14 protein-coding genes are annotated in these 13,894 nt (G+C 68.5%); 7 read left to right on the forward strand and 7 right to left on the reverse strand.

Features of this window, described 5'->3' with window-relative positions:
* Positions 1 to 164: 164 nt before the first annotated feature.
* Positions 165 to 692 (forward strand): phosphatidylglycerophosphatase A family protein, encoded by a 528-nt coding sequence (locus QF040_RS22115; RefSeq protein WP_429614683.1) that lies wholly within the window; start codon positions 165 to 167, stop codon positions 690 to 692.
* 5 nt (positions 693 to 697) lie between these two features.
* Positions 698 to 1,225: a CinA family protein gene (locus tag QF040_RS22120; RefSeq protein WP_429612828.1), complete on the forward strand. Its 528-nt coding sequence runs from the start codon at positions 698 to 700 to the stop codon at positions 1,223 to 1,225.
* Between the two features lie 140 nt (positions 1,226 to 1,365).
* Here the strand turns inward: QF040_RS22120 and QF040_RS22125 are convergent, their stop codons facing one another.
* Positions 1,366 to 2,550, reverse strand: a complete 1,185-nt coding sequence (locus QF040_RS22125) for an Acg family FMN-binding oxidoreductase (protein ID WP_429612829.1) — start codon at positions 2,548 to 2,550, stop codon at positions 1,366 to 1,368.
* Between the two features lie 75 nt (positions 2,551 to 2,625).
* Between QF040_RS22125 and QF040_RS22130 the strand changes: the two genes are divergently transcribed.
* From QF040_RS22130 to QF040_RS22140, 3 genes are read left to right on the forward strand one after another with little or no spacing between them, the layout of a single operon-like run.
* Positions 2,626 to 3,522, forward strand: a complete 897-nt coding sequence (locus QF040_RS22130) for a LysR family transcriptional regulator (RefSeq protein WP_429612830.1) — start codon at positions 2,626 to 2,628, stop codon at positions 3,520 to 3,522.
* A gap of 26 nt (positions 3,523 to 3,548) precedes the next feature.
* Positions 3,549 to 4,046 carry a nuclear transport factor 2 family protein gene (locus QF040_RS22135; protein WP_429612831.1) on the forward strand — a complete coding sequence of 166 codons (498 nt, stop codon included), beginning with the start codon at positions 3,549 to 3,551 and terminating at the stop codon, positions 4,044 to 4,046.
* Entirely contained in the window at positions 4,043 to 4,357 is a 315-nt protein-coding gene (locus tag QF040_RS22140) for a GNAT family N-acetyltransferase (protein ID WP_013538979.1), read from the forward strand. The genes QF040_RS22135 and QF040_RS22140 overlap by 4 nt, the downstream gene beginning before the upstream one ends.
* Here QF040_RS22140 and QF040_RS22145 read toward each other — a convergent pair.
* Positions 4,347 to 5,534, reverse strand: coding sequence for an MFS transporter (locus QF040_RS22145; RefSeq protein WP_429614684.1), 1,188 nt, complete (start codon positions 5,532 to 5,534; stop codon positions 4,347 to 4,349). The two genes, QF040_RS22140 and QF040_RS22145, sit on opposite strands and share 11 nt — an antisense overlap.
* A 49-nt stretch (positions 5,535 to 5,583) precedes the next feature.
* Positions 5,584 to 6,381, reverse strand: coding sequence for a UPF0149 family protein (locus QF040_RS22150; protein ID WP_429612832.1), 798 nt, complete (start codon positions 6,379 to 6,381; stop codon positions 5,584 to 5,586).
* A 56-nt stretch (positions 6,382 to 6,437) separates the two neighbouring features.
* Here QF040_RS22150 and QF040_RS22155 point away from each other — a divergent pair, with 56 nt between their 5' ends.
* The gene (locus QF040_RS22155; protein WP_429612833.1) at positions 6,438 to 8,132 is read left to right on the forward strand and encodes an FMN-binding glutamate synthase family protein; all 1,695 of its coding nucleotides are present in this window, start codon (positions 6,438 to 6,440) and stop codon (positions 8,130 to 8,132) included.
* 64 nt (positions 8,133 to 8,196) lie between these two features.
* A complete protein-coding gene (locus tag QF040_RS22160; protein ID WP_307644802.1) occupies positions 8,197 to 9,099 on the forward strand; it encodes a hypothetical protein in 903 nt (300 codons plus the stop codon).
* A 9-nt stretch (positions 9,100 to 9,108) separates the two neighbouring features.
* On the opposite strand, the gene QF040_RS22165 is transcribed toward QF040_RS22160, so the two are convergent.
* Genes QF040_RS22165 through QF040_RS22180 form a run of 4 tightly spaced genes read right to left on the reverse strand, consistent with a single transcriptional unit; the run spans position 9,109 to position 13,892 of the window.
* Positions 9,109 to 11,412: a fused MFS/spermidine synthase gene (locus QF040_RS22165; RefSeq protein WP_429612834.1), complete on the reverse strand. Its 2,304-nt coding sequence runs from the start codon at positions 11,410 to 11,412 to the stop codon at positions 9,109 to 9,111.
* Positions 11,412 to 12,611, reverse strand: a complete 1,200-nt coding sequence (locus QF040_RS22170; RefSeq protein ID WP_429612835.1) for a TadE family protein — start codon at positions 12,609 to 12,611, stop codon at positions 11,412 to 11,414. Before QF040_RS22170 ends, QF040_RS22165 begins: the two co-directional genes overlap by 1 nt.
* Before the next feature lie 22 nt (positions 12,612 to 12,633).
* Positions 12,634 to 12,975, reverse strand: a complete 342-nt coding sequence (locus QF040_RS22175; RefSeq protein ID WP_013538973.1) for a DUF192 domain-containing protein — start codon at positions 12,973 to 12,975, stop codon at positions 12,634 to 12,636.
* A 26-nt stretch (positions 12,976 to 13,001) separates the two neighbouring features.
* Positions 13,002 to 13,892, reverse strand: a complete 891-nt coding sequence (locus QF040_RS22180) for a type II secretion system F family protein (RefSeq protein ID WP_306881903.1) — start codon at positions 13,890 to 13,892, stop codon at positions 13,002 to 13,004.
* Positions 13,893 to 13,894 lie beyond the last annotated feature (2 nt).

A 13,894-nucleotide genomic window follows, 5' to 3' on the forward strand; every position in this document is an offset into this window, starting at 1 on the left:
GGAAAGGAGCCCGGATCCTAGGCGCCCAAGACCAATTAAACAAGCTATTGCTTTGATAAAAAGGCCGAAGCCCTTGATCGCCCGGAGCCCGGATGCGCGACACTTCGGGCCTGATGCAAGCCGCTTCCCCTTCTTCCTCCTCCCACGCCACCGCTTCCGGCGCCATGCCGCAACCCTCGATCCGCCGCCCCACCCTGCGCTTCCTGTTCGGGCACCCGGCGCACGCCATCGCGCTGGGCTTCGGCTCGGGCCTGCCGCGTTTCGCGCCGGGCACCGTGGGCACGCTCTGGGCCTGGGTCGCCTTCGCGGTGATGCAGCTGTGGTTCACGCCCGCCACCATCGGCTGGATCATCCTGGCGTCGCTCCCCATCGGCTGGTGGGCCTGCACGGTGACGGCGCGGGACATGAACATTGCCGACCCCGGCGCCATCGTGTGGGACGAGGTCGTCGCCTTCTGGATCGTGCTCTGGCTGGTCACGCCGGCCGGGCTCTTCGCGCAGGCCATCGCCTTCGGCCTGTTCCGCTTCTTCGATGCCGCCAAGCCCGGTCCGGTCGCCTGGGCCGACGCGCTGTTCAAGCAGCGCGACACCACCCAGGTAGGCTGGTGGCGCGCGGGCTTCGGCATCATCCTCGACGACCTCGTGGCGGCCTTCTGCACGCTGCTGGTCATTGCCCTGTGGCGAGCCTGGTGAACACCATGGATTCTTCTTTTCCTTCGACGTTGTTGTCGCCACTCCCCGACCAGGACACGCCCGCGCTGGTCGCCGCGGTGGCCGAACGGCTGCTGCAAAAAGGCTGGATGCTCTCCACGGCCGAGAGCTGCACCGGCGGCCTGATCGCCGCGGCCTGCACCGAGCTGGCCGGCTCCAGCGCCTGGTTCGAGCGCGGCTTCATCACGTACTCCAACGCGGCGAAGACCGAGCTGCTGGGCGTCGATGCGGCCTCGATCGATGCCCACGGCGCGGTCAGCGAGCCGGTGGCACGCGCCATGGCACTCGGCGCCATCGCGCGCTCGGCCCCGTCGCGCGCGGCCATCGCGGTGACCGGCATCGCCGGCCCCACGGGCGGCACGCCCGAGAAACCGGTCGGCACCGTGTGGTTCGGCTGGTGCGTCGACGGGCAGATCCGCACCGAGCGCCGCCGCTTCGACGGCGACCGCGCCACAGTGCGCGCGGCCACGGTGCACTACGCGCTGCAGACGCTGGTGACGCTGCTCACGGAATAGGCCGCCTGCGCTTGTTCGCAGCCGTCCGGTCTTCTTCGTGGAACACCGCGGAACCGGCTCTGCCGGGCCGCAGGTGTTGCCCCCGGCGAGGGGGTTGGAGAAGCGACACGAAGTGCGCGTAGCCTGGGGGGAGTGCCTATTCACGCCATCATGAAATCGCTGATGGCGCGGCGCGGCGCGGCCTGCACAGGCGAGATCGGGTAGCCGAGCCGGCACATCATCTGCAGCGTCGGGCTGCGCGCATTGCGCGGCGGCTCGGTGCCCAGCAGCAGGTCGTGCGCCGCCGCGTGGTGCGGCGCCATCTCCGCGAATTCCTCGAGCGGCTGGCTCATCGGATGCAGGCCCACGCCCAGGTCGGTGGCGCGCAGCTGCTGGCGCACATAGGCGCGACCCGCGGCGATCTGGTCGGTGCGGCTGTTGCCGCGCGTGCTGAGCCAGACAAAGCCCATCGCCGTGTTGGCCTGGTCCTCGAACACCTGGAAGGTCTGCTTGAACGATTCGCTGTCTTCCGGCGCGGGCACGTTGCGGTCGAACTGCCCCAGCGCGATCGCCAGGCGCAGCGCCGGATCGTTGCGCGAGAAGCCATCGCGGTGTTCGAGGATTTCCTGCGGCCCGACGCGCAGCATCCGCAGGTTCTCCAGCGCGGTGCCGGGCGTGGCGATCTCCACGCGCGCGGCCGCCGCACAGAGCTTGCGCAGCACCCGCACGCGGGCCATGTCGACCGTGCCGTCGGCCTGCACCGTGCCGCCGGCGGGCGCGATGGCGGTGAGCCCCTGCAGCATGTCGCTCGACACCGGCCGGGCGGTGTCGAAACGCTGCTTCGGCGTGCGGCGGCGCAGCACCTGCGCGAACAGCGGATCGGGCGCGCCGCCACTCGCCAGCCGCAGCCGCGCCACCGGCACGTGCGGCCAATGCCGCGGCTCCAGCGGCAATTCGCCCTGCGGCCACAGCTGCACGCTGGCCAGGATGCCCTGCTGCGCCAGCGCCATCACCAGCAGCTCGATGAAGGCGCCATGGCCGATGAGGGCCTGCCGGCCGTAGGGATCGGTCTTGGGCAGCAGGCGCTCGCGGTCGCAGTAAAGAACGATGGCCTCGGGCTCGCGCAGGTCCACCAGCCACGGCTGGCAGTTGTAGGCAGTGGGCGCGGTGACCGCGTAGGCCACGGCGCGCCTGCGCGCATCGGGCTCGTTGCCGGGGCCGTTCCATATCTCGAGTGCGGCAGCCGGTATGTCGGAGTGCAGCCACCAGGTTGCCAGAGCAACCGCGCCTGCCGCCACCACCACACCGCCTCCCAGCAGCCGGACAAAATTTCTTCGTTCGTCCATTGCCCGCATTATCGAAAGACGCCTTTCAATTCACAATGCGTCAACTTTTGATACCTGTTATGCGGAACTGAATACGTGGGTCTGAACAGCAACCTCGATTTCGACTGGCGACTGGTGCGCGCTTTCCTCGCCGCACTCGACCACGGGAGCCTCCTGGCCGCCTCGCGCGCACTGGGGTCGAGCCAGCCGACGCTGGGACGCCACATCGCCGAACTTGAAACCCAACTGGGCGTGGTGTTGTTCGAGCGCACCGGCCGGGGCCTCCGTCCCACGGCGATGGCGGCGCGGCTCGCCGAATCGGCGCGGGCCATGGAAAGCGGCGCGGTCTCGCTGTCGCGCAGCGTGTCGGGCGCCAATGCGACCACCGCGGGCACGGTGCGCATCTCGGCCAGCCAGGCCACCGCGCGCCAGATGCTGCCGGCCCTGCTGGTGCGCATGCGGCAGGAACTGCCGGAGATCCAGGTCGAGCTGGTGTCGACCAACGAGGTCAGCAACCTGCTGCGGCGCGAGGCCGACATCGCGATCCGCATGACCGAGCCCACCACCGCCACGGTGGTGGCACGGCGCATCGGGCGCTTCGCGCTCGGCGCATTTGCCCAGGCCGACTACCTGCGCCGCCGCGGCACGCCGCGCCAGACGGCCGATCTGCTGCGGCACGACGTGCTGGGCTACGACCGCATCGACACCATCGTTCGCATGTCCGCGCAACTGGGCACGCCGCTGCAGCGCGAGGACTTCTGTTTTCGCACCGACGACATGGGCGCCTACTGGGAGGCGCTGCGCCAGGGCATGGGCATCGGCTTCGTGAGCGAATCGCTCGCGCGCACCGACAGCCAGGTGCAGCGCGTGCTGCCGCAACTGAAGATCCCGTCGCTGCCGGTGTGGCTCGCGGTGCACCGCGAGATCCGCACCGATCGGCGCATCCGCGCCGTCTATGATTTCCTCGCGCGCAACATCCCGGCGTCGATCTAAGTCCCCCAGAACTCCAAGAAAGCCTCATGACAGCAGCCACCAACGCCCAGACCATCGAGCGCTTCTACAGCGCGTTCGCCAAGCTCGACGCCGCCACCATGGAGGCCTGCTACGCGCCCGATGCGGTGTTCGACGACGAGGCCTTTTCCCTGCGCGGGCGGCGCGAGGTGGGCGGCATGTGGCGCATGCTGGCCGGCGCCACCAAGGCCAAGGGCGCTGACGTGTGGCGCCTGACCTTTCGCGACGTGCAGGCCGACGACACCACCGGCAGCGCCCACTGGGACGCGCACTACCGCTTCAGCGCCACGGGCCGGCTGGTGGACAACAGCATCGATGCACGCTTCACCTTCACGCCCGAGGGGCTGATCGCCACGCACCGCGATACTTTTGCGTTCTGGACATGGTCGCGCCAGGCGCTCGGCACGCCGGGCCTTCTGCTGGGCTGGACGCCGATGCTGCGCAACAAGGTGCGCGCCACGGCGGCCGGCAATCTTTCCAAATTTCTTTCGAGCCAACCCTCATGAGCAACAACGACATCGTTTTCACTTCCAACGAAGCAGCCCACCGCTACGAAGCCGCCATCGACGGCAAGCTCGCGGGCTATGCCGAATACAACCTGCTGACCGACGCGATCATGTTCACGCACACCGAGGTGCTGCCCGAATTCGAAGGCAAGGGCGTGGGCTCGGGCATCGCGAAGCATGTGCTCGGCGAGGCGCGCACGAAGGGGCTGCATGTGATTCCGGTGTGCCAGTTCATCGCGGGCTACATCCGCAAGCACCGCGAATACGCCGACCTCGTGCGGCCGGACATTCAGCGCGCCTTCAAGATCTGAGGCTGACGGCCTTCGGCGCGGGCAGCCACGCGAAGGCCGCGATGCCGGTCACCAGCAGCGTGGCGATGGTGGCCAGCACGGCCGTGAGCGGATCGCCGCCATGCGCCGTGGCAATGGAAGCCGCGACGCCGGTGCCCCACTGCATCAGCGCGACGCCGAGGAACATCGCCATTGTGAAGACAGCCATCGCGCGCCCGGTGAGCGTGACCGGATAGGCCACGCGCACATCGGCGTACTGCCACACGATGAAGCCCGATAGCACGCCGATCAGCACCATGCCGAAGATGTCGAGCCACGCCGAGTGCAGCACGGCGATGAGCGCGAAGAGCGCGGCGTAGATCCATCCGCAGATCACGATCCAGCGGCGGCGCGATGCGCCGTCGCGGTCCAGGCGTCCGAACAGCGGCGCGCCGACGAGCGAGATCACCGACACCGCCAACGCGACGTTGCCGCTCTGCACCAGCGAGTAGCCGTGGCGCTCCATCATCAGCGGCCCGAGCCACAGGCCCCGCAGCGAGATGAAGGCCGCATACGTCACCGCGCCGAGCACCATGATGCCCAGCGTGTGCGGCATCGCGAACAGCGCGCCGAACTGGCGGATTGCTTCCGGAATCGACTCTTTCACCTGCGGCACGGCGGACGCGGGCTCATGCACCCAGTACCAGATCGCGAGCCATGCAAGCGCGGCGGCAACGGCCAGAACAAGGAACCCCGCGCGCCACGAATACGCCTCGACCAGCCACGCGAGCGGCGTGCCGGTGACCAGCATGCCGATGCCGCCGATGGCGAGCACCATGCCCGACACGGTGGCGAAGCGCGCCGCCGGAAAGTGCCGTGCGATGAAGACGGTGCACACCAGGAAGGCCGGCGCGCAGCCCACGCCGATCAGCGCCTGGCCCGCAACCAGCACGAGATAGCTGGACGACACGGCCGAGAGCAGCGCGCCCGCGATGGCGATCGGAAAAGCCACCAGCACCGTGCGGCGCACGCCGTGCAGGTCGATGCCGATGCCCATGAAAAGCTGCATCGCGCCGAAGGCGAAATGAAAAGCCCCCGAGAAGATGCCGAGGGCTTGGGCGGAGAGCTTGAAATCCGTCTGCAGCGGGCTGGCCATGATGGCGCCGACTGTGCGGAAGGCCTGACTGAGTGCGACCCCGGCGCAGAGCGCCAGGACCATCACCCAGGCCGCGCGCGGCGTCAGCGGCGCGGCGCTCTCCGGACCAGTGCTAGGTGGCACCGTGGCACTTCTTGTACTTCTTGCCGCTGCCGCAAGGGCAAGGATCGTTGCGCCCCGGCGTGGCTTCCTTGCGGATCGTCTCGACCTTCGGCCCCAGGCTCTTCCAGAGCTGGCGCAGGTCGTACACCGCCCAGATGGCGGCGCCGAAGTCGTCCAGCCGCTGCTGGCTCACGCTGGGCGGGCCGTCGTCGCTGTACATCGACACCGTGGGCTTGGCCTTGTCGTCTTCGGTCAGCGCGACGATGTTGTCGAGCGCGTCGTCGAGCATCTGCGCGGCGTCCTTGTCGCGCGGGGTGGCCCAGTCTTCAGGCCAGTTCTCGACGGCGTACATGAAGCCGAGCGCCCAGACCTGGGCGAACGAGGGGATCTCCTCGCCGGCCACTTCGGCGCGCTCTTCCTCAGGGAGCGATGCGATGGCGCCGCGGGTGTCGAGCACCTCGGGCTGCCAGCTGCGTTCGTCGTCGAGCGTTTCGACGGGGGCGTCCAGGCCTTCTTCGATCTCGCGCCAGCGGCGCTTCCAGTTCCAGACGAACTCCATGTGCTGGGCCGGCACGAAGCTGTCGCCCAGCAGCACGGGCCAGTATTCAGAAGGCTCGATGGACCGGCGGGTGCAGATCAGCGCGGCCATGAAGCCTTCGCAGAACTCCCACTGGGGGATTTCCTCGTCGTGCTCGCGCATGGCGTCCAGCGCGGTGTCCAGGGCATCGAAATCGTCGGGGCCGAGGGGTTCCTGGGCGGGTGTGACGGGCGTCTGTGGGGTCTCGGGGGTAGGGGGGGAAGTCGTCATGGCAGGTTCGGGGCAGCCCTCTATGATGCAGCAGGCTCCCGGAGTCATCTATTTCTATGCCCACGATTATTCCGTTTCCGGCGCGCTACAGCGCCTTTGCCTTGTGCGTGGTCGGCCTGGTCGCCTGCCTGGCCTTCGTGCTGGTGTCGCCGCACCTGTGGCTTGCGTGGATCGGCGTGGCGGCTTTCGCGGCACTCACCGCCACCGGCATCCACGACCTGCGGCAGGCGCGGCACGCGATCCTGCGCAACTACCCGGTCATCGGCCACCTGCGCTTCCTGCTGGAATTCATCCGGCCCGAGATGCGGCAGTACTTCATCGAGAGCGACTCCGAAGCTGCCCCCTTCTCGCGCGCGCAGCGCTCGCTGGTCTACCAGCGCGCCAAGGGCGATCCGGACAACCGGCCCTTCGGCACGCAGCTGAACGTGACCATCGCGGGCTACGAGTGGATCAACCATTCGATGCAGCCGACCAAGCTCGCGAACCACGACTTCCGGATCGTGATCGGTACGCCGCAGCCGACCGACGCGAACCCGGCCCAGGTCTGCACGCAGCCGTACAGCGCGAGCGTGTTCAACATTTCCGCGATGAGCTTCGGCGCGCTGTCGGCCAATGCCATCCTTGCGCTCAACAAGGGCGCGCAGATGGGCGGCTTCGCGCACGACACCGGAGAGGGCTCGATCTCGCAGCACCACCGGGTGCACGGCGGCGACCTGATCTGGGAAATCGGCTCGGGCTACTTCGGCTGCCGCAACGACGACGGCAGCTTCAACGCCGAACGCTTCACCGCCAACGCGCGCGACCCGCAGGTGAAGATGATCGAGCTCAAGCTGAGCCAGGGCGCCAAGCCCGGCCACGGCGGCGTGCTCCCTGCCCCCAAGGTCACGGCCGAGATCGCAGCCGCGCGCGGCGTGCGGGTGGGCGTGGACTGCATCTCGCCCTCCTCGCACAGCGCGTTCTCCACGCCGACGGAAATGATGCATTTCATCGCGAAGCTGCGCGAGCTCTCGGGCGGCAAGCCGACGGGCTTCAAGTTCTGCCTCGGCCATCCGTGGGAATGGTTCGGCATCGTCAAGGCGATGCAGGCGACCGGCATCACGCCCGACTTCATCGTGGTCGATGGCGCCGAGGGCGGCACGGGCGCGGCGCCGGTGGAGTTCAGCGACCACGTGGGCGCGCCGCTGCAGGAAGGTTTGCTGCTGGTGCACAACACGCTCATCGGCGTGAACCTGCGCCACCGCATCAAGATCGGCTGCGCGGGCAAGGTGATCACCGCCTTCGACGTGGCCCGCATGATGGCGCTGGGCGCCGACTGGTGCAACGCGGCGCGCGGTTTCATGATGGCGCTGGGCTGTATCCAGGCGCAGAGCTGCCACACCGGCCACTGCCCGACGGGCGTGACCACGCAGGACCCGCTGCGCCAGCAGGCGCTGGTGGTGCGGACCAAGGCCGACCGGGTGCGCAACTTCCATCGCAGCACGCTGCATGCGCTGCAGGAGCTGGTGCAGGCCGCGGGCCTCGATCATCCGCAGCAGATCACCGCCCACCACATCGTGCGCCGCATCTCCGACACCGAGGTGCGCCTGTTGAGCAACCTGGTGATGCAGGTGCAGCCGGGCGCGCTGCTCGGGCCGCTCGACGCGCAGCACAATGTCTTTCGTACCTACTGGCCGCTGGCCAGTGCAGAGAGTTTTCAGCCCGTGACGCAGAGCCCGCAGGGCTTGGTTCCGGGCTTTGCAATGGCCGCATGAGCGCAGCGCCGGGCCGCCCCAAGCAAGCTTGTACCGCAGCACAAAGTGCGGAGGTACCTACCTGATGAATCCACTGAGACGAGGCGCTTCGACGCGCCTGCACAGCGCAAAAGGCGCGGCTTCCGCGCCGGCGCCGCTTGACGCGCTGCCCAATCCGCCCGCGCCCGGCGACTACGCCGAGTTCCTGCGCGTCACCCTGCCCAAGCAAGAGAAGAACGTGGCGAGCCACCGTCTCGGCAGCGAGCGCGTGTGGCTCAAGAAGGCCGGGCCGCGCCACGGCAAGTGGGGTTACCGCGTGATGGCGGCGGTCGCGCGGATGGCGCGGCTGGACATCATCAAGCCGGTGCCCAATCCGGGCGGCGAGGCCGCCATTGCCACCGAGGCGCGGCGCCTGAAGCAACTCGCGGCCGCGGGCCTGCGCGTACCGACCGTGCTGGCACAGCAACCCGACGGCCTGCTGATCTCCGACCTCGGCGAAAGCGGCCGTGCCACCGTCGTGCTGCAGGAGCGGCTCGATCAAGCAGCCGCGGCCGGCCCCGCCGCGCTGCTCGCGGTATGGCGCGAAGGGCTTGCCGCCATCGCGGCCGTGCATGTGCGCGGCCAGCACCTGAGCCAGGCTTTCGACCGCAACCTCGTGCAGTGCCCCGACGGCGTGATCGGCTACATCGATTTCGAGGACGACCCCGCCGAGGTCATGACGCTGGCCGAATGCCAGGCGCGCGACTGGCTCAGCTACCTGCACTCCACGGCCATGATGCTGGAGGCCGCCGCGCCGCAAGCCGCCGGCCAGCACTGGCATGCGGCGCTCGCCACGGTGAACGAAGAGGTGCGCGAGCGCATCGCGAATGCAGCGCGCCGCATGAAGTGGGCGCGCAAGCTGCCCGCCAGCCGCCGCTGGGGGCGCGATACGCAGCGCGTGCGCGCGGTGGCCCGGCTGCTCGGTCGCTGGCACGACGCAGCCGCCTGACTCTCTAGATCAAGGCTTGACCGTCCACCGCAGCGCGCCCAGCAGGTTGCTGTGGTCATCGGTCCACGTCGTCACGCCCGCGGCATCGATGGCCTCGCCGCGCTCGCGGATCACCGGGTCCTGCAGGAAGCGCGGGTCGCGCGTGAGCAGCACGTATTCCGACGAATGGTCGAGCGTGAGGTTGTTGGGCACGGGCTCGAAATGCACGCGCAGCGCCTGCATGCCCGCATCCTCGGCCAGGCGCTTGACCACCGGCGCGAGCAGCAGGTGCCGGTTGCTGATGTGGAAAGCGATCACGCCCGTGGGCAGCAGGTGCTTGCCGTAGAGCGCCAGTGCCTCGCGCGTCATCAGGTGCATGGGAATCGCATCGCCCGAGAAGGCGTCGACCACGATCACATCGAAGCGCTGCGAACCCTGCGCATCGAGCTCCTGCTGCATCAAGAGGCGCGCGTCGCCCTGCGCGACTTCGACCGTCGCGGGCGAATCGGCAAGATAGGTGAAATGCGAGCGCGCCGCCGCCGTCACGCGCGGGTTGATCTCGTAGAAGCGCACCGTGTCACCGGCACGCCCGTAGGCCGCGAGCGTGCCCACGCCCAGGCCGATCACGCCCACGCGCTGGGTCTCGCTGCGGTTCGTGAGCAGCGCGAGACCGGCACCCGACTTCGGCCCGTAGTAGGTGCTCGGCAGGCGCCGCTGCACTGCGCCCTGCAGTTGCTCGCCGTGCGAGATCACGCCGTGCATCAACCGACGCGACGCAGTGAGCGCGCCCGGAATGCCGAACTGCTCCACGCGCAGCGCGCCGTAGAAGTTGCGCACGCGCAGCATCGTGCGGTTGTCGGCTTCGAGCACGCTGTACACCGAGAGCCAGGCCACCGCCACCGCGGCCAGCGCGCCGGCGAGCCCCGCGGCAGCCGGCCATGAGCGTGCGCGCCACGCGGTGTAGCCCACCGCGAAGAGCGCCAGCGCGCTCACCGCCGCATACAGCACGTTGAGCGACACGGCCACCGCGTCCATCCGCAGAAACGCCGCAAAGCCCACCACGACGGCGAACGCGAACACCGTCCACACCCATTGCAGGCGCCCGCGCGTGAGCCACAGCACGATCAGCCCCGGCGCCGCGAGGCTCGCCGGCAGTTCCCAGTAGCCGTTGAAGAAATGCGGCGCGACCACGCCAGCGAAGATGCCGCCCACCGCACCGCCCAATGCCAGCAGCAGGTAGAAGCGCGTGAGGCGCTCGGGCCCGGGCCGCGCCCGCGCGAGCTCGCCGTTCGCGAACATGCAGATCGCGAAGAGGCCGACGCAATAGAGCCCGATGGCCGCGGCGATCGGCAGCGATCGCTGCGGCGTGTTCAGGTACCAGCCCATCACCGGTGGGAGCACCACCACCGCAGGCCAGAAGAGCCAGCGCCGATACCAGAAGTCGCTGTCGAAGCACAGCACGAAGCTCAGCAGGTAGAGCGCGAGCGGCACGATCCACAGCATCGGCACCGAGGCGATGTCCTGCGTGATGAAGGCCGACACCGCGAGCAGCGCGACCGTGCCGAGTGCGGCCAGCACCAGCCACAGCAGTTGGTCACCCCACGACAACGGTGCCGCAGGTGCGGCGGCAGTCGTTGCAGCCGCTTCGGCGCGAGTCTGCGTCGGTCGCGCCTTGCCTACGGCCACCACGGACACGATCGCCAGCAGCGCGAACAGCCCGAAGCCCATCGACCACGCGATGGCCTGCGCACGCAGCGCGAACACCGGCTCCAGCACGAAGGGATACACCACGAGCGCGGCCAGCGCCGCGAGGTTCGACAATGCGAACAGCCGGTAGACCTTCGCCTGCCGCGGTGCATCGCCCGCATGCAGCCGCGCGACCCAGCTCTGCACCAGCGGCCCGGTGGTGCACACCGCGAGGTACGGCAGGCCGATCGTGGCGGCCAGCACCGCGAGCACGCCCGCCGAGGGGTCGCCCTGCCCGGTCGGCTTCCACGCCGCATCGGGAATCACCGGCAGCATCGCGCAGGCCGCGAGCAGGAGGAGTGCATGCACTACGGCCTGCGTGCGCAGCGGCCGGCGCGAGAGCCAATCGGCATAGAAGTACCCGACGAGCAGCACGACCTGGAAGAACACCAGGCACAGCGTCCACACCGCGGCCGAGCCGCCGAACCACGGCAGGATCTGTCGCGCGATCAGCGGCTGGACGAGGAACAGCAGGAAGGCCGAGACGAAGATCGTCGATGCACAGAGCGCCAGCGCGCCAGCGCCGCGCGCAGCATGCGCGTCCTGCGCGGCGCCCGCGCCATGCCCGTCGTGCACTGCCTCTTGCATCAGGGCGCTTTGCCCGGGTTCGGCACCTGGTCGAGCTGGCCCTTGACCGAGGCGTCCCAGATGGCCGGGCAGAAGGAGTTGCCGTCGCCGACCTTGTCGGCCAGCGCGTCGACGCCGCTGGCCAGCAACTGCGAAGCCCACTCGGTGCTGTTGTTGCGCACGAAGGCGAAGATGTTGGTCATGGCGTCCTGCGGTTTCTCCAGCACGTTGATGCCCAGATTGTTGCTCCATGCCGGGTCCCACTGCAGCTCGATGCTGCGATCGCCCCGCGGGCCGAACGAATAGAACGGGTGCCAGAACATCGGCGACTCCATGCCCGCCACGCCCTCGGCCGACAACGGGATCTTGCCATTGGCGATGTAGTAAGCATCCAGTTGGTTAAGGCGGAAATCGGTGCCGGGCGCGGTGGCGCCGTCGGTGGACATGAGCTTGAACCACGCCTCGCCCACGAACTGGTAGCCCTTGAGCGCGGTGAGGATGATCTTGTTGGCCACCGGAATCCCGAGCCGGTAGCCGTAGTGCACGCGCAGGTGCAGCACGCTGGCTTCGCCCAGCGTCTTGTTCGACACGTTGCCGCGCAGTTCCGCATCGGGCGGCAGCGGATCGCCGATGCCCACGGTGGTGCTCATGGCCTTGGCCTTGAAGTCGTAGGGCAGTGGCTTCCGGTAGCGCATGGTGTCGTTGGGAATCTGCATGATCCAGCGGTTCTGGCCGAAGTTCTCGATGAAGGCCCAGTCGATGAAAGTGGTCTGCGTCGGATTCAGGTACTCGATGCAGGCCGACTGGATGAGGTCGGTGTTGGTGTCGATCCAGCCCTTGAACATGCCGCCCACGCTGGCCTCGCGCACATTGAGCGGCATCATCCCCTTGACCAGTCCTTGCCACACGCTCCCGCGCGTGAGCGCGTTGGTGGTGAGTTCCAGCGCCGCACTGTTGAGCGTGGAGAGGCCCGGCACGGTCGAGTTGCCCATGCGAAAGATGAAGGGCAGCGGCATGCCGTTGTTGAGCGAGCCCGCACGCGCGGCCTCGTGCGCGGCGTACTCCAGCGTGAGGCGCGCGCGGTAGATGAGGCCGAACTGCACCACGCACATCACGAACAGGATCAGCACCGGCAGCGCGATCATGGTCTCGGTCATGGAAACGCCGCGCTGGCGCCGCGCAAGGCGACGCCTCTGGTTCTGCTGGAGAGTGGAATGCATTGCTGTTCTCCTCTGTGTGTAGTTACCAGCCCGACAACTTCGACCCCGGACGCAGCGCGAGCCGCCGCGCCTGGCCCGCCGCCAGTTCGAGCACGTGGGCCGCGCGCAGGCACATGGCCACGCGCATCGGGCGCAGGCTCTCGACCACGCGCGCGATGCCGCCATGCCGGTCGAGAAAGACGACGTCGATCGGATAGCGCATGCCCACCGTGTGCACCGAGCTGCAGCGCATGATCAGAAGGCCCTCGCTCGCGGCCAGCCGGGGCCGCCCGAGCAGCCCGCGCGTGCGGTCCCAGCCGCGCTCGGCCACGCGCACGGGACCGAAGGGCTGGGCCTGGGGAGAGCGTAGGGAGACGATGCGCATCGGTGGTGTCGGCGGTTGCGGTGGTGTCAGTGGTTCTGCGTTTCGAGGAACTGCATCACCAGCGGGAAGAAAATGATGATGAAGGTCACCGGAAAGATGAAGATCACCAGCGGCCCGATCATCTTCACGGGCGCTTCCATCGCGAGCTTCTCGGCCATCTGAAAGCGCTCGGTGCGGCGCTGGTCCGAAATGGCCGAGAGCGTGTCGGCCAGGCTCGCGCCCAGCGACTCGGCCTGCGTGAGGTTCGACACCAGGCTCTTGATGTGCTTGTTGTCCAGGCGATCGGCCAGCGCGTTGAGCGCGTCCATGCGGCTTGCGCCGGTGCGCATCTCGCGCATCATCCGGTCGAACTCCTGGCCGAGCGCGCCGCCGGGGCCCTTCTGCACCGCCTGCGCGATGGCGCCGGTGAGGCTCAGGCCCGCCTGGCAGCACAGCGTGATCATGTCCAGGTAGCCGGGCAGCGTGCGCAGGATGTCTTTCTCGCGGCGCTTGCGGCGGTCGCGCATCCACATCACCGGGTAGAGCCATCCCGTCACGCACGATGCCAGCGTGACCCAGATCTTGGTGCCGGCCGTTGCGTCGAGCAGGCCAGCGGTCCAGAGGCCGAGCGCAGCGACGATGAGCATCGATACGCACTGCACCGCGATGAACTCCTCGGCCTTCAGCACGAACTCCAGCCCCGCGAGCTGCAACTGGCGCTTGCGCTTGACCAGCATCGAGGTCGGCGCAATCTCCGACACATGGAACTGCAGGATGTTCACCACCGGCCACACGAGGCGCAGCAAGCGCGGCAGCGGGTCCATGTGCGTGCGCTCCGAAGGCCTGGCCTTGCGGATCAGCGAGATCATGTAGAGCAGCAGGATCACGCCCGTGGTCGCGCACAGGAAGATGATGGCCAGGAGGATCAGCGAGCGCATGA

It is taken from the genome of Variovorax sp. W2I14 (genome assembly GCF_050435205.1).
Taxonomy (GTDB): domain Bacteria; phylum Pseudomonadota; class Gammaproteobacteria; order Burkholderiales; family Burkholderiaceae_C; genus Variovorax; species Variovorax paradoxus_C.